The organism is Pseudomonas sp. UBA7530 (assembly GCF_002479365.1).
Lineage (GTDB): Bacteria > Pseudomonadota > Gammaproteobacteria > Pseudomonadales > Pseudomonadaceae > Aquipseudomonas.
The window spans coordinates 1,172,923-1,196,063 of sequence record NZ_DLMS01000011.1; the positions used below are offsets into that span (position 1 = coordinate 1,172,923).

The following is a 23,141-nucleotide window of genomic DNA, read 5'->3' on the forward strand; positions in this document are numbered from 1 at the left end:
AAGTAGCGCAGAGCCGCGGTCTTTCCCCTCTCCCTAGCCCTCTCCCCAGGAGGGCGAGGGGACTGACCACGTTCCCCCCATCCCCTATGTGAACAGCATTGCCGTAGAACGGGCCTTGTCCGCTATTAGTGATGCTCGCGGGTGGCGCGGAATTTCACTTCCGGCCAGCGCTCTTCCATCAGGCTGAGGTTGACGCGGGTCGGGGCCAGGTAGGTAAGGTGGCCGCCGCCGTCGACGGCGAGGTTCTCGTAGGCCTTGTCCTTGAATTCCTTGAGCTTCTTCTCGTCGCTGCATTCGATCCAGCGCGCCGACCAGACGTTGACCGCCTCGTAGGCGCACTCAACCTTGTATTCCTCCTTCAGGCGGCTGGCGACCACGTCGAACTGCAGCACACCGACGGCGCCGAGGACGATGTCGTTGTTGCGCTCGGGGAAGAACACCTGGGTGGCGCCTTCTTCGGCCAGTTCCTGCAGGCCCTGGCGCAACTGCTTGGATTTCAGCGGGTCCTTCAGGCGCACGCGGCGAAACAGTTCCGGGGCGAAGTGCGGGATGCCGGTGAAGCCCAGGCTTTCGCCTTCGGTGAAGGTGTCACCAATCTGGATGGTGCCGTGGTTGTGCAGGCCGATGATGTCGCCAGCATAGGCTTCGTCCAGGTGCTCACGCTCGCTGGAGAAGAAGGTCAGGGCGTCGCCGACGCGCACGTCCTTGCCCAGGCGGGCGTGGCGCATCTTCATGCCCTGGGTGTACTTGCCCGAGCAGATGCGCATGAAGGCGATGCGGTCGCGGTGCTTGGGGTCCATGTTCGCCTGGATCTTGAACACGAAACCGGAGAACTTCTCCTCGGTCGGCTCCACGCTGCGCTCGTTGGCTGCACGCGGCAGCGGGCGCGGCGCCCAGTCGACCACGGCATCGAGCACATGGTCGACGCCGAAGTTGCCCAGTGCGGTGCCGAAGAACACCGGGGTCATCTCGCCCTTGAGGAAGGCATCCGGCTCGAACTCGTGGCAGGCGCCCTGCACCAGCTCCAGCTCCTCGACGAAGCGCTCGTACATGTCGCCGAGGTGCGCGCGGGCTTCATCGGAGTCGAGGTTCTGAATGATCTTGGCTTCGGTGCGCTCGTGGCCGTGGCCCGGGGTGTAGACGATGATGTAGTCGCCGGTCAGGTGGTAGACGCCCTTGAAGTCCTTGTAGCAGCCGATCGGCCAGGTGATCGGCGCGGCCTTGATCTTCAGCACCGCCTCGATCTCGTCGAGCAGCTCGATAGGATCGCGGATGTCGCGGTCGAGCTTGTTGATGAAGCTGACGATCGGCGTATCACGCAGGCGGCACACATCCATCAGGGCGATGGTACGCGGCTCGACGCCCTTACCGCCGTCGAGCACCATCAACGCGCTGTCTACCGCGGTCAGGGTGCGGTAGGTGTCCTCGGAGAAGTCTTCGTGGCCGGGGGTGTCGAGCAGGTTGACGATGTGCTCGCGATAGGGGAACTGCATCACCGAGGTGGTGATGGAGATGCCGCGCTGCTTCTCCATCTCCATCCAGTCGGAGGTGGCATGACGGTCGGATTTACGCGACTTCACGGTACCGGCGACTTCGATGGCCTTGCCCATCAGCAGCAGCTTCTCGGTGATGGTGGTCTTACCGGCGTCCGGGTGGGAAATGATGGCGAAGGTACGGCGCTTGGCGACTTCGGCGGCCTGGGTGGTCATGAATATGTGCCTGGATTGAATCGTTGAGGGCGCCTCAGGCGTCCGGAAAACTGGCGATTATACCGATAACTGCGGGCGCTGGCGGAGGCACGGCCATCGGGTTTGCGTCGCGCTGACAGGCAACGCAGGTTGGGCCAATCGGGCGATGCGTAAATATCGCGTAAAAGAATGGTTATGAAAATTATTCCCATATAGAGTAGCCGCCCGTCGCAGTGGGTCAGGGTAAGGGTGGCTCCGTCGTGTTGAAGAAAATCATCTTCCAGTTGCACTGGTTCTTTGGCATCAGTGGCGGTCTGGTGTTGGCTATCATGGGCATCACTGGCGCCCTCTATAGCTTCGAAGGCGAGATCATCCGGGCGCTTAACGCAGAGCGCTGGCAGATCCAGCCCAGCGAGCAGGGGCACCTGACTCCGGCCGAGCTGGCTTCGCGGATCGAGACGGCCACCGCTGACCGCGTCACCGGGTTGTGGGTCGATGGTCGGCACGACGGGCCAGGCATGGCATTTCTTTCCCCTCCACCGGGTGAGCGGCGCGGGCCGCGCATCGTGTTCGACCCTTACACCGGTGAGGTGCTGGCCAAGCCGATCGGCCAGGACTTCTTCCAGTTGATGCTGATGCTGCACCGCTTCCTGTCCATGGGCGAGGTGGGCAAGCAGATCACGGCGGCCAGTACCCTGGCGCTGCTCTTTTTTTGCCTGTCCGGCCTTTATTTGCGCTGGCCACGCAAGGCGCTGAGCTGGCGCACCTGGCTGACCCTGGACTGGAAGAGGAAAGGCCGCAGTTTCAACTGGGACCTGCATGCCGTCGCCGGTACCTGGGCGCTGCTGTTCTATTTGTGCGCCGGGCTCACAGGCCTGTATTGGTCCTATGACTGGTACCGCGAGGGGCTGACGCACCTGCTTTCCGATACGCCACCGGAAAAACGCGAAGGCCGTGGTCGCGGTGGCCGCGAGACGCCCAACGGTGCATTGCCCGAAGTCGACTATCACACCATGTGGCAGAGCATCCAGCAGGCAGCGGGGCCCAAGCTGATCGCCTGGAACCTGCGCCTGTCGCCGGTAGCGGGGCAGCCGGCGACGGTCTTCTACATGCTCGACGATGCCGACCACGTAAGCGCATTCAACCAGTTCCAGATCGATCCGCAGAGCGGCGTAATCAGCCGTCACGAACGCTATGTCGACAAGAGCTTCAAGGCGCAGCTGCTGGCCAGCGTCTACGCGCTGCATGTCGGTGAGTACTTCGGCCTGCCGGGGCGCATCCTGATGATGCTGGCCACGGGCGCGCTGCCGCTGTTCTTCGTCACCGGCTGGCTGTTGTACCTGGATCGCAGGCGCAAGAAGCGCGCGGCACTGGCCGCACGAGGCTCGCTCAAGGGGGATGATGCGGCAGGCGGTTGGCTGGTCGGTTTCGCCAGCCAGAGCGGTTTTGCCGAGCAACTGGCCTGGCAGAGCGCCGGGCAACTGCAGGCCGCCGGTATCCCGGTGCGGGTAGAGCCGCTTTCGCGGGTCGATGCCGACAGCTTGCGCCAGGCGCGCAAGGCGCTGTTCGTGGTCAGCACCTTCGGCGATGGCGAAGCGCCGGACGCGGCCCTGGGTTTCGAGCGCAAGGTGCTCGGCGCCTCGCTGCCACTCGATCAGTTGAGCTATGCCGTGCTGGCCCTGGGCGACCGGCAGTATCAGCACTTCTGTGGCTTTGCCCGGCGTATCAACGACTGGCTGGGTTTGCAGGGCGCGCAGCGCCTGTTCGACAGCGTCGAGGTCGATGGCGCCGACCAGGCCGCGTTGCAGCGCTGGCAACAGCATCTGAGTGACCTGACCGGCGCTGCGCCGGTTCGCTTCGAGGAGGCGCCCTGGCAGAACTGGACGCTGAACGAGCGGCGCCTGCTCAACCCTGGCAGCCAGGGCGCGCCGGTATTCCTGCTCGGCCTGACGCCGCCCGAGCAGAGCGCCTGGCAGGCTGGCGACATCCTGGAGATCCGTCCGCGTCACGACGCCGCTGCCGTGCAGACCTGGCTGCAGCATTCGGGCTTCGACGGTCTCGAACCGGTGGTGCTCGATGGCCAGGCGAGCAGCCTGGGCGAAGCGCTGGCCGAGCGTCAGCTGCCGGAAAGCTTCGCCCATCTGGTTGGGCTGCATGCCCAGGCGCTGGTCGACGCGCTGGTGCCGCTGGGTACGCGTGAATATTCCATCGCCTCGGTGGCAGCCGATGGTGTGCTGCAACTGATCGTGCGCCAGGCGGTGCAAGCCGATGGCCGTCTCGGCCTGGGCTCAGGCTGGCTGACCGAGCACCTGCCCGACGGCGGCCAGTTGCTGGCGCGAGTGCGGCGCAACAGCGGTTTCCATCTGCCGGATGATGATCGCCCGCTGATTCTGATCGGCAACGGCACCGGTCTGGCCGGGCTGCGCTCGCTGCTGCGCGCGCGCGCACTGGCAGGGCAGGGGCGTAACTGGCTGCTGTTCGGTGAGCGCAATCGCGCCTGCGATTTCTTTTGTGGTGACGAGCTGCAGGCGGCGCTGGAGGCAGGCGAGCTGCAGCACCTGGATTCGGTGTTCTCCCGCGACCAGGCCGACAAGCGCTACGTACAGGATCTATTGCGCGAGCGGCACGAACGCTTGCACGCCTGGCTGGCCGAAGGAGCTGCCATCTACGTCTGCGGCAGCCTGCAGGGCATGGCCGGTGGCGTCGATGCGGCACTGCGCGAACTGCTCGGCGACGAGGCGGTGCAGTATCTGGTCGAGGAAGGTCGCTATCGCCGCGACGTGTATTGAGCCGAACTGGCCACGATGCGCGGGGGGAAGTTGCCGAAGTGATTTTTATATATGAGAATCATTCGCCTACATCGCCCTGAGTAAGCCACATGACTGCCAGCCTGGCTCGCATCCTGATCGTCGAGGACGATCGCACCCTGGCCGCTCAGCTAGGCGAGCTGCTGCGCGGTCAGGGTTATGCCACCAGCGCCTGCCATCTGGGCGAGGCGGGCCTGGAGACGGCGCTGCGCGAGTCGCCGGATCTGCTGTTGCTCGATGTGATGCTGCCGGACGTCAATGGGTTTTCCGTGTTGCGGCGCCTGCGTGAGCAACAGCAGACCCCGGTGATCATGCTCACCGCCTGTGGCGCCGAGGAGGAGCGCATTCGTGGCCTGCGCCACGGTGCCGATGACTACCTGCCCAAGCCCTTCAACATCACCGAGCTGCAGTTGCGCATCGACGCCGTGCTGCGCCGCACGCGCCCGCAGGAGGGCACGCGCGGCGGCCAGGCGCAGCAGTTGCAGGTCGACGAGTTGCAGCTGGACCGCCACGCTCAGCAGGCGCGGGTCGGCGACTGCGACCTGGCGCTGACGCCGTTGCAGTTCCGTCTGCTCTGGTTGCTGGTCAGCCATCGTGGCGAGGCGCTGAGCAAGCCCTATCTGTACCGCATGGCGCTGGAGCGCGAGTACAGCCAGTACGACCGCAGCCTGGACATGCACGTCAGCCGCATTCGCCGCCGCCTGGCCGAAGCCGGCCTCGGCGCCGACCGCTTGCAGACGCTGCACGGCCGCGGCTACGCCTTCACATGAACCGGCGCCTGTTCTGGAAGCTGTGCCTGGTCATCGCCTTGGGCAGCGTGGTGCTGTTCTGGATCATCGCCCGTGTCGCCTGGCAGACCGAGGAGCGCATGAGCTTCATCGATGCCGAGCACCAGCAGACCTTGCGTCATTACGCCCAGCAGGCCGAAGCCATGTATCGCTCCGGCGACCATGCCGCGCTGGGGCGTTGGCTGGATACCCTGCAGCAGCAGGAGCAGACCTGGGCGGCGCTGGTCGAGGCCGAGGTGCGGCCGCTGGCCGGCAGCGAGCTGTCGCGGCGCTTCACCGACAGTTTCGGTCTGGGCCGGGATCTGAGCTGGAAGATTCACCTGTACTTCCAGGAAAACCCGATCATGGACATTCCGTTCAGCGACGGCAGCGCGCACTTTCTCATCCAGTTGCCGCAGCGCATGCGTCCCGGCCTGTATTGGCACTACGCCAAGCTGCTGCTGCAACTGGTGGTGCCGCTGGTGTTGCTGGTGATTCTCTGCCTGATCCTCTATCGCCACCTGATGCAGCCGCTGAGTCGCCTGGAGCAGGCCACCCGGCAGTTCAGCGACGGCCGTCTGGACGTGCGCGTGCGCTCGCTGCTCGGCTCGCGCAACGATGAGCTGGCCAGCCTGGCGGACACCTTCGACGCGATGGCCGAGCGCACCGGCCAATTGATCATCGACCAGCGCCAGCGCCTGGCGGACATGTCCCATGAGCTGCGCACGCCGCTGACGCGCATCGAGATGGCGGTCAGCCTGGCCGAACAGAACGGCGGCAGCCAAGGCTTGCTCGAACGCATTCGCGAGGACTGCGCCGGTATGCGCCGCCTGGTCGAGGATGCCCTGACCCTGAGCTGGCTGGAGAACGAACGTCCCGAGTTGCGCGACGAGAACCTGGATCTGTCCGAGCTGATCGACAGCATCCTCGACGATGCGCGTTTCGAATATCCCGATCGAACGATCACCTGCCAGACACCGGACAGCGCACCGCTGCACGGCAGCAGCAGCCGGGCGCTGGGCCAGGCCATCGAGAACGTGGTGCGCAATGCGCTGGGCCACACGCCGGCCGGTGGTGAGGTCGAGGTCTGCCTGCAGGAGACAGGCGGCGACTGGTCGCTGACGGTCGCCGATCAGGGGCCAGGGGTCGCCGAGCACTGGCTGGAACGCATCTTCCAGCCGTTCTTTCGCGGCGGCAGCGAGCGCGCCGGCTTCGGGCTCGGCCTGGCCCTGGCGCAGCGCCAGGTCAATGCTACCGGCGGCAGTATCCGTGCGAGCAATCGCAGTGGCGGCGGCTTGCTCATGGACATTCGGTTGCCACGCACGGCGGTGTAACAGTTGTAAAAGTGATTCCCTGGCGCAAGGCATGTGATGAAAATTCGCAAATGCGAAGTATTCACATTTCTTTCGGGGAGGATTGAACATGCAGCGTTGCCCTTACCGCCTGAGCCTGCTCGGCGCCATGACCTTCGGAGGTCTGCTCGGCGCATCGCATGCGCACAGTGCCGAGTCTCTGCTGGAGCTGGACGCCCAGGAAATCACCGCCGCCGCGCTGGACCGCAGCGAAAGCGTCGAGGCCGAGCAGCTCGAGCGTTACCAGGCCAGCGACCTGCAGGAAGTGTTCGAATCCAACCCCGAGGTAGCGGTAGCCGGCGGCTCCACGGCTGCGCAGAAACTCTACCTGCGCGGTCTGGAAGACACGCTGCTGAACATCACCATCGACGGTGCCAGCCAGCCGGGGCAGACCTTCCACCACACTGGTCGCATCAGCATCGAGCAGGAGTTGCTCAAGCGCGCGGAAGTGCAGGCCGGTACCGGTGATGCCACCGCCGGGGCGGGGGCGCTGGGCGGCGCGGTGCGCTTCGTCACCAAGGACCCGGATGACCTGCTGCGCGAAGGCGAGCAGCTCGGCGCGCTGCTCAAGACGGGTTACTTCAGCAATGGCGAGGGCTACAGGAGCAGCGCCAGCGTGTTCGGTCGTTTCAATGAAAACTGGTCGGCGCTGGCCATGGCCAGCTATCAGGATCAGAACGATTACGAGGACGGCAACAACGACGACGTGCTCGGCACTGGCGCACGGCAGAAGTTCGGCTACGCCAAGCTGGTCGGCAAGCTCGATGAAGCGCAGACCCTGCGCCTGAGCTACGAGCGCCGTCTCGATGAAGGCGAGCGCCCGCAACGTCCGCAGTGGGTGGTCTCGGTGCCGCGCAATGCGGCGTATCCATTGCAGACCGAGCGTGAAACCTGGACGCTCAATTACGCCCTGCAACCGCTGAACAACGACCTGCTCGACCTCGAGCTGACCACCTACTACACCACCAACGAGCTGCAGCAGGATGGTCGTTTCGGTCTGTATTTCGGTGAAACCCGCAGCAGCGGCTTCGACCTGCGCAATACCAGCCGCTTCGCCGCGCACAAGCTGACCTACGGCGTGGACTACCGCGACGATCGCACCACCCTGGGCCCGGAAGGCGACCGTGAACTGGACGATGAGAACGGGGAGGTGCTTGGCTTCTACGTGCAGGACGCTTACCAGATCACGTCGCGCCTGCTGCTCAACGCAGGTCTGCGCTATGACCGTTATGAGCTGGACGACCGCGACAAGCAGACGTTCAAGGAAGAGGGGTTCAGCCCCAACCTGAGCCTGCGCTACCAACTCACCCCCGAACTGGCGGTGTTCGCCGGGCATTCCCAAGCGCTGCGCGGCCCGCAGGTTCGCGATGCGTTCAAGCTCGACGTGGCCGGCAACGACCCCAGCCTGAAAGCGGAGAAGGCGCGCACCGAGGAGGTCGGCTTCGACTACCGCCTGGGTGGCCTGGAGTTCATGGGCAAGGCCTATGTCACGCACATCCGCGATGCCATTTCCTATACGCCTGAGCGGGCCAACCTGTATCGCAACCTAGGTGACCTGGAAACCAAGGGCGTGCTGCTGCAAGGCGCCTATCACTGGCAGCAGGTCAGCCTGGGGCTCAGCTTCCATCGCAACATCGCCCGCCTGGATGATCGGCGACTCAACGCCTACGAGCACAACGGCCTCGGCACCAGCCTGGGCAATACCTGGACGACCTTCGCCGACTACCGTGCCAGCGATAGCCTGACCGTCGGTTGGCAGGGCCGCTTCGTGCGCGGTATCGATAAGCTGCATACGATCGATGGTGACGTCTCCAAGCCGGGCTACGGCGTGCATGACCTCTACGCCGAATGGCAGGCGCTGCCGGAGCAGCTGACCCTCACCCTGACCCTGAAGAACCTGCTGGACAAGCAGTACCTGGATCACGCCAGCAACGAGGACTTCACCCATATTCCCGGCTACGGCATCGTGCGCGGCTCCTACGAGCCGGGGCGTGAGTTGCGTCTGGGGGTTGCGTGGCGTATCTGATGCAGCGGTTGATTCTTGGCGTCTTGTTGGGACTGGCCTCGCTGGCGTCGGTGCAGGCACAGGTGTTGACTGACCTGGCCGGGCGCGAGGTCGAGGTGCCCGACAAAGTCGAGCGCATCGTGCTCGGTGAAGGGCGCCTGCTGCCGGTGCTGGCCATCCTCGAAGACGAGCAACTGCTGGAGCGTCTGGTGGGCATGCCGGCCGACCTGGCGCTGGTCGATCCGGGCAGCGCGCGGCAATACCAGCAGGCCTTTCCCGCCCTGGCCAAGGTGCCGCGCATTGGCCAGGGCGCGGCCGATACTTTCAGCCTCGAGCAGGTGCTGACGTTGCGCCCTGACCTGGCCATCTTCAGCCTGTCCGGGCATGGCCCCGGGAGCACCCAGGGGCGGATGATCGAGCAGTTGCAGCGCGCCGGTGTTGCGGTGCTGTTCGTCGATTTTCGCGAGCAGCCTTTGGCCAACACGCCGCGCAGCATGACGCTGCTTGGCCGCGCGCTGGGCCGCGAGGCGCGTGCCGAAGCGTTCAATGCCGCGCATGCCGAGGCCCTGGCCGCGGTGCGCGAGCGGCTGCCGCAAGGCGCTGGGCCCAAGGTGTTTCTGCACAGCCGCGCCGGACTTGGCGAGGGCTGCTGCGAAAGCATGGCGCGCGGCATGTTCGCCGATCTGCTGGTCGAGGCCGGCGGCGACAATATCGCCCGTGAGCGTCTGCCCGGGCATGCCGGCGTCCTGAGTCTGGAGCTGCTGCTCAGCCAACCGCCGCAGCTGTATATCGCCAGCGCCGTGGGTTCGGCCGATAGCCTGGCTGCGGGTGCGTCCTATATCGCCCTCGGCCCTGGGGTCGACGCCGATCCGGCGCGCGCCTCGTTGCAGCGCCTGGTCAGCCGCGGCGGCCTGCAGCATCTGGCTCCGGTGCGCGACGGGCAGGTGCATGCCATCTGGCATGGTTTCTACAACAGCCCGTTCAATGTGGTGGCGGTGCAGGTCTTCGCCAAATGGCTGCATCCGCAAGCCTTCGCCGATCTCGATCCGCGGCGCACGCTGGAAACCTTCTACGGCCAGTTCCAGCCCGTAGCGTTGGACGGCCAGTACTGGATCAGCCTGTGAGCGCGCACGCTATGCAGACGCTGAACCGCGCCTATCGCCGCACGCTCTGGCGGCGCTGGGCGTGCCTCGGCGTGCTGGCGGCACTGCTGCTGGCCAGCTTCATTGCCGACCTGGCCACCGGACCGGCGGGCCTGGGCTGGTGGGATGTGGCGCGCGGGCTTTTGCAGCCGCAGCACCTCGAACCGTCGCAGGCGGTGATCATCTTCGATATCCGCGTGCCCTACGCGCTGATGGCGCTGGTGGTCGGCGCCAGCCTGGGCCTGGCCGGCGCCGAAATGCAGACGGCGCTGAACAATCCGCTGGCCAGCCCCTTCACTCTCGGCGTGGGCGCGGCCGCGACGCTGGGCGCGGCGCTGGTGATCCTGTTTCGGCCCGCTATCGGCGGGTTGGGCGCCGATCTGCTGTTGCCGCTGGCGGCCTTCGTCTGCGCGTTCATTTCCTGCCTGCTGCTGCTTCTGGTAGCGCGGATGCTGGGCGAGGCGCTGCACACCCTGGTGCTGTTCGGCATCGCCCTGCTGTTCGGGATCAATGCGCTGGTCGGGCTGCTGCAGTTTCTCGCCGATGCCGATGCGCTGCAGCAGATCGTGTTCTGGACCCTTGGCAGCCTGGCCCGCGCCGATCTGCAGCGGGTGGCGCTGGTGGCTATCGTGCTGGCTGTCTGCCTGACGCTGGCGCTGCGCCAGGCCTGGGCCATGACCAGCCTGCGCGGCGGCGAGGAGCAGGCGCGCAGCCTGGGCATTCGCGTCGGCCGTTTGCGCACCTTTGTATTGCTGCGGGTCAGTTTGCTCACCGGCGTGGCTACGGCCTTCGTCGGCGAGGTCGGCTTCATCGGCCTGGTCGGCCCGCACGTGGCGCGCCTGCTATTGGGTGAGGATCATCGTTTCTACCTGCCCGGCAGCGCCCTGGCCGGAGCCTTGCTGCTGTCGCTGGCGTCCCTGGCCAGCCGCGCGTTGCTGCCCGGGGTGATCCTGCCGGTGGGGCTGGTCACCGCAGTGGTCGGCGTGCCGCTGTTCATCGGCCTGATCCTGGCGCGGGGGAGCAGCCTATGAGCCTGCTGATCGAGGGGTTGGGGCTGAACTATGGCGCGCGCAGCATCCTGCAGGACCTGACCCTGGCTGCCGTCGAGGCGGGCAGCCTGGTTGGCGTGCTCGGCCCCAATGGTGTCGGCAAGTCGTCGCTGCTGCGCGCCATTGCCGGTCTGCAGGCGTGCGGTGGCGTGGCGCGATTGGGCGAAGCGGTCTTGAGCGGCGTGCCACCCTGGCGCCAGCAGGCGAAGGTGGCCTACCTGCCGCAGCAATTGCCGCAGGCGGTGTCGCTGCTGGCGTACGAAAGCCTGCTGGCGGCCACGCGGGCGCGTTGTCCGCAGCTTGCCTCGCACGAGCTGGCGGCGCGGGTCGAAGCCATTCTCCAGCGCCTGGGCATCGAGCATCTGGCCCTGCAGCGCATGGATCGTCTGTCCGGCGGGCAGCGACAACTGCTCGGCCTGGCGCAGGCGCTGGTTGGTGAGCCGCACCTGCTGCTGCTCGACGAGCCCACCAGTGCGCTCGACCTGCACTGGCAACTGCGTGTGCTCGACTGCGTCGCCGAGCGTTGCCGCACTGAACGCACCATCGCCCTGGTGGCCTGCCATGACCTTAACTTGGCGCTGCGTTTCTGTACTCATCTACTGTTGCTGGCGCCGGGCGGGGGGTACCGCTTCGGTGTAGCCGACAAGGTGCTGGACACCGCCTGGCTGCGCCGCGCCTATGGCATCGAGGCGCGTATCGAACATTGCTCCCTCGGTCAGGCACTGGTGCTGGCTGACCGTCCACTGCTCAAGGAATCATCCAGTCATGCCGAACAGCCATAGTTCGTTCACCTGCACCCAGGCGCCGCGCCTGCTCGGCCGCCTGTGCAAACATTTTTCGCACAAGATCGAGGCGCGCTGGAGCGAGCAGGAAGGTCTGCTGCGTTTCTCCATCGGCGAGTGCGTGCTGCGCGCCGATGAGCAGGCCTTGCATCTGGCCTGCACGGCGCCGAGCGCAGCCGAACTCGATGAGTTGCAGGAGGTCATCCGGCGACATTTGCAGGGCTTCGCTCAGCTGGATCAGTTGGTGCTGCAATGGCACTGAAACACGGCTGCGCCAAACTGGCTGAAAGCCCCGCCTGTTCAGCATTTCAGGGCGTTTTGTGTGATATCCGGAACGAGACGAAATTAGGCAGAATTTCCGGTTGATCTGCGCGGCGCATGGTCTTAAAGTCCGCGCCCGAACGTCCATGCTGGAAACGATCCATCCGGCTCAAGTACTGACGACGAGAGGTTGCCGGCCGGCCAGGTCGGTACCGGTGATGCTCGGCGACATGCCTTGGGAAGTAGGCGAACCAAAGTGGGGAAACTGTCAGACGTTCAGGCCGGCGCATGGCGCGGCCAGCCCCGACACGTGGCGGAACCTGCAAGCGGTTCTGCTGCCCGAATCAATGTGTTCCCGGTTTTGCCAATGGAGTCCCCAGCATGTCGATCAAGGTCGAAGACTACTACGCACCCGCCACTTTCCAGCGCATGAAGGCGTTCGCCGATCAGCACGAAACCCCGTTCGTGGTGATCGACCGGCAGATCATCAGTGACGCCTACGATCAGTTGGGCAACTGCTTCCCGTTCGCCAAGATCTACTATGCGGTCAAGGCCAACCCAGCCACCGAAATCATCGAGCTGCTGCGTGACAAGGGCTCGAGCTTCGATATCGCCTCGATCTACGAGCTGGACAAGGTCATGGCCACCGGCGTTGGCCCCGAGCGCATCAGCTACGGCAACACCATCAAGAAATCCCGCGATATCCGTTACTTCTTCGACAAGGGCGTGCGCCTGTTCGCCACTGACTCCGAAGCCGACCTGCGTAACATCGCCAAGGCCGCGCCGGGTTCGAAGATTTATGTGCGCATCCTCACCGAAGGCTCGACCAGCGCCGACTGGCCGCTGAGCCGCAAGTTCGGCTGCCAGCCGGACATGGCCTTGGATCTGCTGATCCTGGCCAAGCAACTGGGCCTGGTGCCTTACGGGATTTCCTTCCACGTCGGCTCGCAGCAGCGCGACATCGACGTCTGGGACGCCGCCATCGCCAAGGTCAAGGTGATCTTCGAGCGTTTGAAGGAAGAGGACGGCATCACCCTGCAGATGATCAACATGGGCGGCGGCTTCCCGGCCAACTACATCCAGCGCACCAATGATCTGGAAACCTATGCCGAGGAAATCACCCGCTTCCTCAAGGAAGACTTCGGTGACGAACTGCCGGAAATCATCCTTGAGCCGGGCCGCTCGCTGATCGCCAACGCCGGCGTACTGGTCTCGGAAGTGGTGCTGGTAGCGCGCAAGTCGCGTACCGCGGTCGAGCGCTGGGTGTATGCCGATGTGGGCAAGTTCAGCGGCCTGATCGAAACCATGGACGAAGCCATCAAATTCCCCATCTGGACCGAGAAGAAGGGCGAGATGGAAGAGGTGGTGATCGCCGGCCCGACCTGCGACAGCGCCGATATCATGTACGAGAACTACAAGTACGGCCTGCCGCTGAACCTGGCCAGCGGCGACCGCCTGTACTGGTTGTCCACCGGTGCTTACACCACCAGCTACAGCGCGGTGGAATTCAACGGCTTCCCGCCGCTGAAGTCCTACTACCTGTAAGGCCCCACGCAAACTGAATGCGCCCACCTTGTGTGGGCGTTTTCATTTATGACGCAGTGGCTGTTGTTTGTTGCGCAAGCTATTTAGAATCATTATCACCTTACACCTGTGGAGAGCGCGCATGCTGCTGATCATCCCTGACGTGCTCGACGCCGAGCAATTGCGTCAGTACCGTGCCGCGCTCGAAGCGGCAAACTGGCAGGACGGGCGAGTCAGTGCCGGGCATCAGGCGATACAGGCCAAGAGCAATCAGCAACTGGCGCAGGACGATCCACTGGTGACCCAGCTCGGCGACTTTCTGCTCGACTGTCTTAGCCGCCATCCGCGTTTCATGGCTGCCGCGCTGCCGCTCAAGGTGGTGCCGCCGCGTTTCAACCGGTATGCCGGCGGCGGCCAATACGGCGATCACATCGACAATGCCATCTTCAGCGTACCGGGCACTGCGCATCGTATTCGCGCGGACCTCTCGGCCACCCTGTTCTTCAGCGAACCGCACGAATACGACGGCGGTGAACTGGTGATGCAGGACCGGCGCATCAAACTGCCGGCCGGGCACATGGTGCTTTATTCCAGTGGCTGCCTGCATCGCGTCGAACCGGTGACCAGTGGTGCCCGTCTGGCCTCGTTCTTCTGGGTGCAGAGCCTGGTGCGTCAGGATGATCAGCGCAGCGTTCTGCTGGAGCTCGATGACAGCATCCAGGCGCTGCGTCAGCAGGTACCGGACAGCGCCGAACTGCTGCGACTGACCGGCATCTACCACAACCTGCTGCGGCAATGGTCGCAAACCTGAAGCGCCGGGAGTACCCCTATGTCCTCGCCCAAGCTGGCACAGATTCCTGCCGATATCGCTGCCGTGGCCGATTACAGCGCCTATGCCCGCGAGCGCCTCGGCGAGCAGGCCTGGGCTTATCTGGCCGGAGGCGCAGCCGATGAGCTGACCCTGCAGGACAACCGCCAGGCCTTCGACCGCTTGCGCCTGCGCAGCCGGGTCCTGCAGGACCTGCAGGGAGGGAACACGCGCCTGCGGCTGTTCGGCGATGACTTTGCTCACCCGATCTTCGTCGCTCCGGTGGCCTACCAGCAGCTAGCTCACCCGGACGGCGAACTGGCATGCGTGCTGGGCGCCGGTGCCATGGGAGCTGGCATGCTGGTCAGCACCCAGGCCAGCGTCGAACTGGAGGCCATCGCTGCACAGGCGCAGGCGCCGCTGTGGTTTCAGCTGTATATCCAGGCCGACCGCGACTTCACCGTAGCGCTGGTACGTCGTGCCGAGGCGGCCGGCTACCGCGCTCTGGTGGTCACCGTGGATGCGCCGGTGAGCGGCATTCGCAACCGCGAGCAGCGCGCAGGTTTCGTTCTGCCGCCCGGTATTGAGGCGGTCAATCTACGGGGAATGCGCCCGCAGCCCAGTGGCGCCCCGCCTGGCGATAGTCTGCTGCTCGGCGGTCCGTTGCTGGCGGCGGCGCCGACCTGGCGCGACCTGGCCTGGCTGCGAGAGCAGACTCGCCTGCCGATTCTGCTTAAGGGGATTCTGGGCGCTGCCGATGCCGAGCAGGCGCTGGCAGCCGGAGTCGACGGGCTGATCGTCTCCAATCATGGCGGACGTACTCTTGACAGCCTGCCGGCGACCATCGATGCACTGCCGGAGGTGGCGGCAGTAGTGCAGGGCCGCATTCCTCTGCTGCTCGACGGCGGCGTGCGTCGTGGCACCGATGTCCTCAAGGCGCTGGCGCTGGGTGCCGATGCCGTGCTGGTGGGCCGGCCCTGTGTCTTCGCCCTGGCCACGGCCGGTGCTCTGGGGGTGGCGCATGTAATGCAGATTCTGCGCGCCGAACTGGAAGTAGCCATGGCACTGACCGGCTGCAGGGACCTCGCCAGTATCGGCCCGCAGCTGATCTTCACTCGGTCCCATCACTGAGCGGGCGCCTGCGCAGAGCCTATTCGACGGGGCCCTCAGTGGTTGGTCGGCGTTGCGAAAAGCTGGCTGCGCGAGGCGCACGAGCCATCGATAAATGCGAATGTACTTAAGAGCGCTTCTTATTTGACTTTGAATTATTTACAAATAATATACGTTCGCTTTTAGCTGCTGGCCTCGTGCAGGTCTGTTGGCTGGGCGTCGACGCGCGGATTCGTAAGAGAGTTAATGCGCGATCGAATGTAAATAATTATTAATAATTAAGAGTTCGTATTCTCGATGAGTGCCAAGAATAATCTGCATGCTCTGCCTACCAAGCGCCTGCTCGCCACCGCCGTCGGCCTAGCCATCGCCACGCTGGCCCTGCCGGCCCTGGCCGACGATTCGGTCAAACTCGACAGTGTCACCGTCAAGGGTGAACGTGACGGGGATTACAAGACCGAGTCGGCATCCTCGGTCAAATACACCGCACCGCTGTTGGATACCCCGCAGACCGTGACCGTGGTACCGCAGAAGGTAATCGCCGAGCAGCAGGCGCTGAGCCTGCGCCAGGTGCTGTCGAACGTCTCCGGTATCACCTTTACTGCCGGGGAGGGCGGCGGTGGTTCTGGTGACAGCATCAACATCCGTGGCTTCAGCGCCAACGCCAACATGCAGATCGACGGCCTGCGTGACAGCGCGCAGACCAACCGTACCGACACCTTCAACATCGAGTCCGTTGAGGTCATAAAGGGGCCGAACTCGGTGTTCGGCGGCAGCGGCACTACGGGCGGCAGCATCAATCAGGTGACCAAGGCGCCCGTGCAGCGCGACTTCACCCGCATCGGCGCCGGCCTGGGCACCGACAGCTATCATCGACTGACGCTGGACAGTAACCAGACCCTCGACGGTATCGGTACCGACAGCGCCTTTCGCCTCAACCTGATGGCCCACGAGAACGACGTACCGGGCCGTGACGAAATCGACCGCAAGCGCTGGGGTATCGCGCCATCGCTGGCTCTGGGGCTGAGCGAAGACACCCGCCTAACCTTCAGCTACTTCCATCAGACGGACGACATCCTGCCGGACTATGGTGTACCGGCGCGCGATGGCAAGAAGATCGCCGGCGTTGATCGCGAGGCTTACTTCGGCTGGAAGAACCTGGACAAGGACGACATCCGGACCGACTCCTTCACCATCAAGCTGGAGCACAGCTTCAACGACAGCCTGAGCCTGCAAAACCTCACCCGCTACAGTCAGATCGACCGCAATACGGTGGTTTCCGCCTCCCACGTCAACATCACCGGTGTGCCGGCTGGCAATTACCTGCCTGCCGGGCCGCAGGCCTATGGGCGTGACGTGAACAGCGAGATGCTGATCAACCAGACCAACCTGCGCGCCGACTTCGAAACCTTCGGCCTGCTGCACAGCCTGGCCGCTGGTGTGGAAATCTCCCGGGAGAATTACGACCTGCTGGTCTACAACCACGGCCTGGGCGGTTATCCAGCCGGCGGCTACCCGCTGGGTAATCCGCCGGGCTACTGGAACGGAGCGGCGAACAAGACACTGACAGCCGACAACTCGACCCGTCTCGACAACCAGGCAGTGTACGTTTTTGACACCATCGCCCTGAGTCCGGACTGGGACCTGAGCCTGGGGCTGCGCTACGACTGGGTGGAGGGTGACTACAAGAGCACCGCACTGCCGGCCGGTACCCTGACCAAGCTGGACACACGCGATGAGGAACTCAGCGGGCGCGTTGGGCTGGTCTACAAACCTGCTGACAATGGCCGGATCTACGTGGCCTACGGCACCTCCTTCAACCCCTCGGCCGAGAACCTGGTGACGACCGGCGGTGGCGTTTCGGCCGCGACGGCCGATCTGGCGCCGGAAAAGAACAAGACCTGGGAGCTGGGGACCAAGTGGGAGCTGCTCGACCGTCGCCTGGAGCTGGATGCTGCGATCTTCCGTGTGGAAAAGACCAACGCCCGTGAAACCATGCTTGACGGCAGTACCCAGCTTGCTGGCGAGCAGCGCGTTGACGGTATCGAACTGGGTATGACCGGTCACATCACCGAGCGCTGGGATGTATTCGCCAACTACACGGTGCTCAGCAGCGAAACGCTCAAGGCATCCGACACCGCTGCCGGTATCGCGCGCGAAGGTCAGGCCCTGGCCAATACCCCGCCACGTTCGTTCAACCTGTGGACCTCCTATCAACTGCCGGCCGGCTGGAGTCTCGGCTATGGTGCGCGCTATGTCAGCGAACGCAACGTCAGCTCCAGTGGCGGCGCCAAGCTCGACGCCTACTGGCTGCACAACGCCATGGTCGGCTACCAGGTCAACGACAATCTCGATCTGCAGCTGAACCTCAACAACCTGTTCGATGAGGACTACGTCGAGCGCGTGCGCCAGACGCCCGGTGCCGACAACCGGTCTTCGGCTATCGAATACGGCGATGGTCGCTCGGCCATCCTCTCGGCGACTTACAGCTTCTAAGCACTCACCGCTTGTTTCCGTAGTCCGCAATGCAAAACGCCAGCCCTGGGGCTGGCGTTTTGCCTGGGGGGGCGTGAGTCAGAACTCGATCACAGTCGACAGCCACAGGCGGCGTCCTTCCTCCAGGGTGCCGGTGGTCGACTGGGCGATCTGCGTATAGTCGGAGGCCCAGCCGGTAGTGCCGGTATTGGTGGTGTAGTAGCTACCGCTGGTGAAGTCCTTGTCGAACAGGTTGTAGATCGTGGCGCTGACCGTGACGTTCTCCGAGGCCTTGAACGAACCTCCAAGGTGGAAGACTTCGTAGGCTTTCAGATCATCGGCTGCGTCGTACAAGGCCTTGTTCGCGGCAGTCAGGTTTTCGTAGCGATCAGTGAACCGCGCACGCTCGCCGCGATATTCACCCTTGAACCATAGCGTCAGGCGATCATTGGCTGCCCAGCTCAAGCGTGCATGAGCCATATGCTCAGGGGTATTGGTCAATGGCGCGCCCTTGTTGATACCGCTCTTCTGCTCGCTGTCGGTGTAGGTGTAGTTGACGGCCAGTGCCCAGGCTGGAGCAAACTCCCAGCGACCTGCAACCTCGACACCCTTGGTGACGGCTTCGCCGATGTTCACGCTCTGGGAGAAGTTCTCCTGAGTGAAGCCCGAGCCGTAACTGACGCAGCCTGGCTGGTTCGGGTTCGCAGTGTAGAAGCAGTTGGCCAAAGGCGTGCCGTCGTCGATCTTGTCCTTGAATTTGTTATGGAACAGGGTGACGTTGGCGTTGAAGTCGGACAAGTTGTCGTAGTAAGCACCGATCTCGGTGTTGGTGGTGATTTCCGGATCAAGATCGGGGCTGCCGATGGTGATGGTCGAGCCCTGGCCGGTGACGCCATTTATGCCGCTGTGCAGTTGATTGAGTGTCGGAGTCTTGTAGCCACGGCTTACGCCGCCCTTCAATGTCCACATATCCGTGGTATTCCACACCAGATAGGCGCGCGGGCTGACATGACCACCAAAGGCCTCATGATCTTCGTAGCGGGCGCCCAACGTCAGTGCCAGGTCGTCACGTAGACGCCATTCATCTTCTGCGAACAGCGCCCAGGAGGTTTGCTGGAAATCGTCATCGGCGATGCCGTCGGTGACCTTGGCGTCCCACCACTGTGCACCGACGGTTGCGATATGCGATTCGCCGACTGGAGCGACCAACTTGGTATCGACGACCAGGTCGGTGGACTTCAGTTTGCGGTCGTCGCCGATGATGATCGACGGAAAACCGGTGTACGCGTTGCCGATCGGGTTGCCTGGAATGGTGCGACCGAAGGTTTCCGTAGTGTTGTGGGTGATGCTGCTTTCCAGCGTGCCGAAGCTGAAACGTCCGGTATGGCTGAGTGCTAGCTGGTCTCGCTCGAAACGCAGTTCATCTTTGTAACCATTGGCACGTGAAGGTGCATCGGTTGTACAGCCATCGGTGGCGCTGCCGCCGTTCTTGCCATCCAGATTTCCGAGTTGGCAATTGTCGTTGTTGTAGACCTGGCGACCGCGTTCGACATCGAGTGCGAAATCATGGGCTTCGTTCGGGGTCAGCGTCAGGCGAGTACCGAAAGTGGTATTGCGTCCTTCGACTGGCGATGCGCCGCGTTTGCTGACGGTGCTGTCGTTATCGAACTGCAGATCGGATTCGCCACGGTCATACAGGCTGCCGCGTACGGCAAGCCCCAACAGCCCTTCGATCAGCGGACCACTGGCGTAGAGGCTGGTGCTGCTGGCCTCGCCGTAATCGCGGTTTTCCTGGAACGTGTGGTCCAGGCTCAGGCTGGCTCCCCATTCCTTGGCTACCTTGCGGGTGATGATATTGACCACGCCACCCATGGCATCAGAGCCATACAGGGTCGACATCGGGCCACGAATCACTTCGATGCGCTCGATGGCGGACATCGGCGGCATGAAGCTGGTAGCAGTCTCGTTGAAACCGTTGGGCGTGACGTTGCCTGCCGTGTTCTGGCGGCGGCCGTCGATCAGAATCAGGGTGTAGTCGCTAGGCATACCGCGAATGCTGATGTTCAACCCGCCCGTCTTGCCGGTGCCCTGGCGTACGTCGATGCCTTCGACATCCTCGAGTGCCTCGGCGAGATTACTGAAGCTCTTCTGCTGCAACTCTTCGCGACTGATCACGCTAATACTGGCGGGGGCTTCGGTGATCTTCTGCTCGAAGCCGGAAGCACTGACGACCACGTCGCCCAGGGCGATGGGCTCGTTGGCCTGGGCGCCGAAGCTGGCGGCCAGAGCAATGGCGCTAGCCAAGGCGGTACGGGAATTGAGGGCGGACATCGATCTACTCCTGGCAGTAAGAAAGTGCAGGCGGAACGGTTGCAAACGGCCGGGATGATAGTGATTTGCATATAAGGTTCAATCGCGGGTGATTTCAACGACCACTCGGTTCAGCTACAGAGGGCGCGGCTACTGGGCTGCAGACAGATGTAAATTTTGTAAATGCGATCGGTTCTCGAATGAGTCAGCTCGCTTTACGCCTGTATTCCAAGCGCTCTAAGCTGCCGGTATGAACCTGATTCTTCTCAATTGCGACATGGGCGAGGGCTTCGGCGCCTGGCGCATGGGCGACGACCGACTGGCCATGCCGCTGATCGATCAGGCCAACCTGGCCTGCGGCTTTCATGCCGGTGACCCGCTGATCATGGCGCGCAGCGTCGAGCTGGCGGTGGCGCATGGCGTGAGTATCGGCGCGCATCCGTCCTATCCCGACCTGCAAGGCTTTGGCAGGCGGCACCTGCAGTGCTCGCCGGAGGAGGTGCGCGCGCTGGTGCTGTATCAGATCGGCGCGCTGGATGCCTTCTGCCGCGCGGCTGGCTGCCAGCTGGCCTACGTCAAACCGCACGGCGCGCTGTACAACGATCTGGTTCGAGACGATGCGCTGCTGATGGCGGTGCTCGATGCTTGCGCCAGCTACCGCAAGGGCCTGCCGCTGATGGTGTTGGCGCTGGCCGACAACGCTCGTGAGCTGCGCCTGGCCGACGAGGCCGACGTGCCGCTGATGTTCGAGGCGTTTGCCGATCGCGCCTATCTGTCGGATGGGCAGCTTGCGCCACGCCGCCTCGCTGGCGCAGTGCACCAGGACCCCGAGCGCATCCTCGCCCAGGCCATGGCCATTGCCCGTGGCGAGCCCTTTGCCGATATCGACGGCAAGCCGCTGCGTCTGCGGGCCGACAGCCTGTGCGTGCATGGCGATAATCCCGAGTCGCTGGCGGTGCTGCGCCGTTTGCGCGCCTGCCTGGATGCGCTCTGAGGGATCAGGCGGGCTGCCAGTCCAGGGTCAGCGCTTCCTGCCAGGCAAAGCGTTCAAAGTGGCTGGCGACCACGCCTTGCAGGCGCTGCAGGTCCTCGCTGCTTGCGCTTTGCACCTGCAGGCGCAGGCCGCGCTCCTCGGCGCTCAAGGTCGCCAGGCCGGCGCCGAACTCGATGCGCCCCTGTTGTTCGTCGAAGCTGACCGGGATCTTGTGCGCGAAGTGCTTGCACAGCCGGCTGATATAGCGCGCCGGCGTGTCGGTGGCGACGAAGGCGCTGCTGCTGAATGGGTTCATGAAAAATTCCTCTGGTTTCCAGCGTTCGGAGCGGCCACCCGAGCAGCCGCGTGGTTCAGTACGCCAGGGTGAAACGCTGGCGGATATGTTGCGGTTTTTCGACTTCGTCGATCAGCGCCACGGCCAGATCGGCGACCGAAATGCTGCCCGGCTCGTCACCGTTCATCAGCAGTTCGTCATGGCCCAGGCGGAACTTGCCGGTGCGCGGTCCTGGAACGAGCTGGGCGGCCGGCGAGAGAAAGGTCCACTCCAGCGCCTGCTCGTTCCGCAGCATGTTAAGTGTCTGGCGCGCGCCTTCGGCACCTTCCTTGTATTCGGCGGGAAAGCCCGGGGTATCGATCAGTTGCACCCCGGGGGCGACGTACAGACTGCCAGCGCCGCCGACCACCAGTAGGCGTTTGACGCCAGCTTGCTTGCTCGCGGCGATGATCGCGCGGCTGCCGGCGATGAACTGCTCGCGAATATCCGCAACACTCCAGCCCGGGTTGAACGCGCTGATCACGGCGTCATGCCCGCGTAATTGCTCGGCCAGCGCCGCGCTGTCCTGAACGTCTGCCTGGACGGCGGTGAGGTGCGGGTGTGCACCGAGTTTCTGTGGGTGGCGCGCCAGGGCCGTGACCTGATGTCCGCGCTCCAGCGCTTCCTGCAGCAGCGGGGCACCGACATAGCCGGTGGCGCCGATCAGAGCGATCTTCATGGGTTCGTTCTCGAAGGGTTGAGGGTGGACACATGATCGCTGCTGGATAAAGACCGGAAAAAGTGGCTTTATGCACTTGGATAATTAAGCGGAGCTTCATAATGGAGCAGCTCAAACGCATGGCCCTGTTCGCCACGGTGGTGGAAAAAGGTTCGATGGTGGCCGCGGCAGAAGCGCTGGGCATGACGGCTTCGGCAGTCAGTCAGCAGATCCGCCGCCTGGAGCAGGCCACCGGCGTTACGCTGCTGCATCGCACCACGCGCAAGCTGACCCTGACCGAAGCGGGCGCCGCGTTCTACGACAGCTGCCGGCAGATCGTCGAGCTGGCTCAGCAGGCTGAACAGCGGCTGGCCGAACAGCGCGACGCGCCGGTAGGAGAGTTGCGTGTCGCCGCGCCGGTGGGTTTTTCCGGGCCCATGCTGTGCGAAGCACTGGCTCCACTGCTCAGCGCTCATCCGGGCTTGAGCCTGAGCCTGTTCTTTCAGGACGAGCAGATCGATCTGATCGAGTCTCGAATCGACCTCGCCATCCGCGTCGGCAACCAAGAAGATTCCAGTCTGATCGCCCGTCACGTGACCGACTGGCGCATGCTGTTATGCGCGGCGCCGGCTTACCTGGCCCGCGCGGGTGTGCCGGTCGAACCGCAGCAATTGCTCAGGCTGGACTGGATCGGCCTGCATCTGGAGCGCAGCCAGCACCTCACCCTGCATGGCCCCGGCGGGGCGCAGCAACGCCTGCGCCTGGAGACGCGCATCAGCTGCAATAACATTCTGGCCGCGCGTCAGTTCGCTCTGGCGGGCATGGGCGTTTCGTTGCAGCCCGAGCCGGAAATCCGTGAATTGCTGACTCGCGGCGAACTCCTGGCGCTGCTGCCGGACTGGCAGCTGGAGCCTTTCGGCCTGTATATCGTCACCCCGCGCCGCGATGCGCAACCGGCCAAGGTACGCTATGCCATCGAAGCGCTCAGGCGTCATCTGGTGAGCGCATGATGATCGACAGTCGGCATCCGCCACTTTGTGGGTTCTCGCCCTGCCTGGCCGTAGCTCGCGAGCCTTTGAACAGGTTCCTGGCTGTG

At 63.9% G+C, this 23,141-nt stretch carries 18 protein-coding genes; 14 read left to right on the top strand and 4 right to left on the bottom strand.

The features are described 5' to 3' along the window. Positions 1 to 125: 125 nt before the first annotated feature. Positions 126 to 1,709, bottom strand: a complete 1,584-nt coding sequence (locus B2U07_RS19150; protein WP_197857617.1) for a peptide chain release factor 3 — start codon at positions 1,707 to 1,709, stop codon at positions 126 to 128. A 239-nt stretch (positions 1,710 to 1,948) separates the two neighbouring features. Here B2U07_RS19150 and B2U07_RS19155 point away from each other — a divergent pair, with 239 nt between their 5' ends. The 12 genes from B2U07_RS19155 to B2U07_RS19210 all read left to right on the top strand — a co-directional run bounded on the left by B2U07_RS19155 (position 1,949) and on the right by B2U07_RS19210 (position 17,791). Then, entirely contained in the window at positions 1,949 to 4,477 is a 2,529-nt protein-coding gene (locus B2U07_RS19155; protein WP_296277507.1) for a sulfite reductase flavoprotein subunit alpha, read from the top strand. An 89-nt stretch (positions 4,478 to 4,566) separates the two neighbouring features. Next, the gene (locus tag B2U07_RS19160; RefSeq protein ID WP_275547193.1) at positions 4,567 to 5,265 is read left to right on the top strand and encodes a response regulator transcription factor; all 699 of its coding nucleotides are present in this window, start codon (positions 4,567 to 4,569) and stop codon (positions 5,263 to 5,265) included. Continuing rightward, positions 5,262 to 6,596 (top strand): sensor histidine kinase, encoded by a 1,335-nt coding sequence (locus B2U07_RS19165; RefSeq protein ID WP_275547192.1) that lies wholly within the window; start codon positions 5,262 to 5,264, stop codon positions 6,594 to 6,596. The genes B2U07_RS19160 and B2U07_RS19165 overlap by 4 nt, the downstream gene beginning before the upstream one ends. Before the next feature lie 88 nt (positions 6,597 to 6,684). Then, a complete protein-coding gene (locus tag B2U07_RS19170) occupies positions 6,685 to 8,640 on the top strand; it encodes a TonB-dependent receptor domain-containing protein (protein WP_275547191.1) in 1,956 nt (651 codons plus the stop codon). Beyond that, on the top strand, positions 8,640 to 9,743 hold the full coding sequence (locus B2U07_RS19175; RefSeq protein WP_275547190.1) for an ABC transporter substrate-binding protein: 1,104 nt from the start codon (positions 8,640 to 8,642) through the stop codon (positions 9,741 to 9,743). Before B2U07_RS19170 ends, B2U07_RS19175 begins: the two co-directional genes overlap by 1 nt. 11 nt (positions 9,744 to 9,754) lie before the next feature. Next, positions 9,755 to 10,792, top strand: coding sequence for a FecCD family ABC transporter permease (locus tag B2U07_RS19180; RefSeq protein WP_275547271.1), 1,038 nt, complete (start codon positions 9,755 to 9,757; stop codon positions 10,790 to 10,792). Next, complete coding sequence (locus B2U07_RS19185) at positions 10,789 to 11,592, top strand: ABC transporter ATP-binding protein (RefSeq protein ID WP_296277508.1); 804 nt, start codon at positions 10,789 to 10,791, stop codon at positions 11,590 to 11,592. Before B2U07_RS19180 ends, B2U07_RS19185 begins: the two co-directional genes overlap by 4 nt. Further along, positions 11,576 to 11,854, top strand: a complete 279-nt coding sequence (locus tag B2U07_RS19190; RefSeq protein ID WP_197857610.1) for a DUF2218 domain-containing protein — start codon at positions 11,576 to 11,578, stop codon at positions 11,852 to 11,854. The genes B2U07_RS19185 and B2U07_RS19190 overlap by 17 nt, the downstream gene beginning before the upstream one ends. A gap of 380 nt (positions 11,855 to 12,234) precedes the next feature. After that, positions 12,235 to 13,398, top strand: a complete 1,164-nt coding sequence (locus tag B2U07_RS19195) for a type III PLP-dependent enzyme (RefSeq protein ID WP_275547187.1) — start codon at positions 12,235 to 12,237, stop codon at positions 13,396 to 13,398. A gap of 121 nt (positions 13,399 to 13,519) precedes the next feature. Continuing rightward, a complete protein-coding gene (locus B2U07_RS19200) occupies positions 13,520 to 14,188 on the top strand; it encodes a Fe2+-dependent dioxygenase (RefSeq protein ID WP_197857609.1) in 669 nt (222 codons plus the stop codon). An 18-nt stretch (positions 14,189 to 14,206) separates the two neighbouring features. After that, positions 14,207 to 15,316, top strand: a complete 1,110-nt coding sequence (locus B2U07_RS19205; RefSeq protein WP_296277509.1) for an alpha-hydroxy acid oxidase — start codon at positions 14,207 to 14,209, stop codon at positions 15,314 to 15,316. Positions 15,317 to 15,592: 276 nt separating this feature from the next. Then, a complete protein-coding gene (locus B2U07_RS19210) occupies positions 15,593 to 17,791 on the top strand; it encodes a TonB-dependent receptor (protein WP_296277511.1) in 2,199 nt (732 codons plus the stop codon). A 78-nt stretch (positions 17,792 to 17,869) separates the two neighbouring features. Here the strand turns inward: B2U07_RS19210 and B2U07_RS19215 are convergent, their stop codons facing one another. Continuing rightward, a complete protein-coding gene (locus tag B2U07_RS19215; protein ID WP_296277513.1) occupies positions 17,870 to 20,101 on the bottom strand; it encodes a TonB-dependent receptor domain-containing protein in 2,232 nt (743 codons plus the stop codon). Between the two features lie 229 nt (positions 20,102 to 20,330). Between B2U07_RS19215 and B2U07_RS19220 the strand changes: the two genes are divergently transcribed. After that, positions 20,331 to 21,074, top strand: a complete 744-nt coding sequence (locus B2U07_RS19220) for a 5-oxoprolinase subunit PxpA (protein ID WP_275547184.1) — start codon at positions 20,331 to 20,333, stop codon at positions 21,072 to 21,074. Between the two features lie 4 nt (positions 21,075 to 21,078). Here B2U07_RS19220 and B2U07_RS19225 read toward each other — a convergent pair whose 3' ends face one another. Beyond that, the gene (locus B2U07_RS19225; RefSeq protein ID WP_275547183.1) at positions 21,079 to 21,369 is read right to left on the bottom strand and encodes a DUF2218 domain-containing protein; all 291 of its coding nucleotides are present in this window, start codon (positions 21,367 to 21,369) and stop codon (positions 21,079 to 21,081) included. Positions 21,370 to 21,424: 55 nt separating this feature from the next. Continuing rightward, positions 21,425 to 22,066, bottom strand: coding sequence for an NAD(P)-dependent oxidoreductase (locus tag B2U07_RS19230; protein WP_275547182.1), 642 nt, complete (start codon positions 22,064 to 22,066; stop codon positions 21,425 to 21,427). 101 nt (positions 22,067 to 22,167) lie between these two features. On the opposite strand from B2U07_RS19230, the gene B2U07_RS19235 reads away from it, so the two are divergent. Then, positions 22,168 to 23,055 carry a LysR family transcriptional regulator gene (locus B2U07_RS19235; protein WP_275547181.1) on the top strand — a complete coding sequence of 296 codons (888 nt, stop codon included), beginning with the start codon at positions 22,168 to 22,170 and terminating at the stop codon, positions 23,053 to 23,055. Positions 23,056 to 23,141: the final 86 nt, after the last annotated feature.

Bases quoted from the DNA above. Each gene is read 5' to 3' on its own strand.
- B2U07_RS19150 (WP_197857617.1), bottom strand. From the start codon at position 1,709: ATGACCACCCAGGCCGCCGAAGTCGCCAAGCGCCGTACCTTCGCCATC.
- B2U07_RS19160 (WP_275547193.1), top strand. From the start codon at position 4,567: ATGACTGCCAGCCTGGCTCGCATCCTGATCGTCGAGGACGATCGCACC.
- B2U07_RS19165 (WP_275547192.1), top strand. From the start codon at position 5,262: ATGAACCGGCGCCTGTTCTGGAAGCTGTGCCTGGTCATCGCCTTGGGC.
- B2U07_RS19170 (WP_275547191.1), top strand. From the start codon at position 6,685: ATGCAGCGTTGCCCTTACCGCCTGAGCCTGCTCGGCGCCATGACCTTC.
- B2U07_RS19175 (WP_275547190.1), top strand. From the start codon at position 8,640: ATGCAGCGGTTGATTCTTGGCGTCTTGTTGGGACTGGCCTCGCTGGCG.
- B2U07_RS19180 (WP_275547271.1), top strand. From the start codon at position 9,755: ATGCAGACGCTGAACCGCGCCTATCGCCGCACGCTCTGGCGGCGCTGG.
- B2U07_RS19185 (WP_296277508.1), top strand. From the start codon at position 10,789: ATGAGCCTGCTGATCGAGGGGTTGGGGCTGAACTATGGCGCGCGCAGC.
- B2U07_RS19190 (WP_197857610.1), top strand. From the start codon at position 11,576: ATGCCGAACAGCCATAGTTCGTTCACCTGCACCCAGGCGCCGCGCCTG.
- B2U07_RS19195 (WP_275547187.1), top strand. From the start codon at position 12,235: ATGTCGATCAAGGTCGAAGACTACTACGCACCCGCCACTTTCCAGCGC.
- B2U07_RS19200 (WP_197857609.1), top strand. From the start codon at position 13,520: ATGCTGCTGATCATCCCTGACGTGCTCGACGCCGAGCAATTGCGTCAG.
- B2U07_RS19205 (WP_296277509.1), top strand. From the start codon at position 14,207: ATGTCCTCGCCCAAGCTGGCACAGATTCCTGCCGATATCGCTGCCGTG.
- B2U07_RS19210 (WP_296277511.1), top strand. From the start codon at position 15,593: ATGAGTGCCAAGAATAATCTGCATGCTCTGCCTACCAAGCGCCTGCTC.
- B2U07_RS19215 (WP_296277513.1), bottom strand. From the start codon at position 20,101: ATGTCCGCCCTCAATTCCCGTACCGCCTTGGCTAGCGCCATTGCTCTG.
- B2U07_RS19220 (WP_275547184.1), top strand. From the start codon at position 20,331: ATGAACCTGATTCTTCTCAATTGCGACATGGGCGAGGGCTTCGGCGCC.
- B2U07_RS19225 (WP_275547183.1), bottom strand. From the start codon at position 21,369: ATGAACCCATTCAGCAGCAGCGCCTTCGTCGCCACCGACACGCCGGCG.
- B2U07_RS19230 (WP_275547182.1), bottom strand. From the start codon at position 22,066: ATGAAGATCGCTCTGATCGGCGCCACCGGCTATGTCGGTGCCCCGCTG.
- B2U07_RS19235 (WP_275547181.1), top strand. From the start codon at position 22,168: ATGGAGCAGCTCAAACGCATGGCCCTGTTCGCCACGGTGGTGGAAAAA.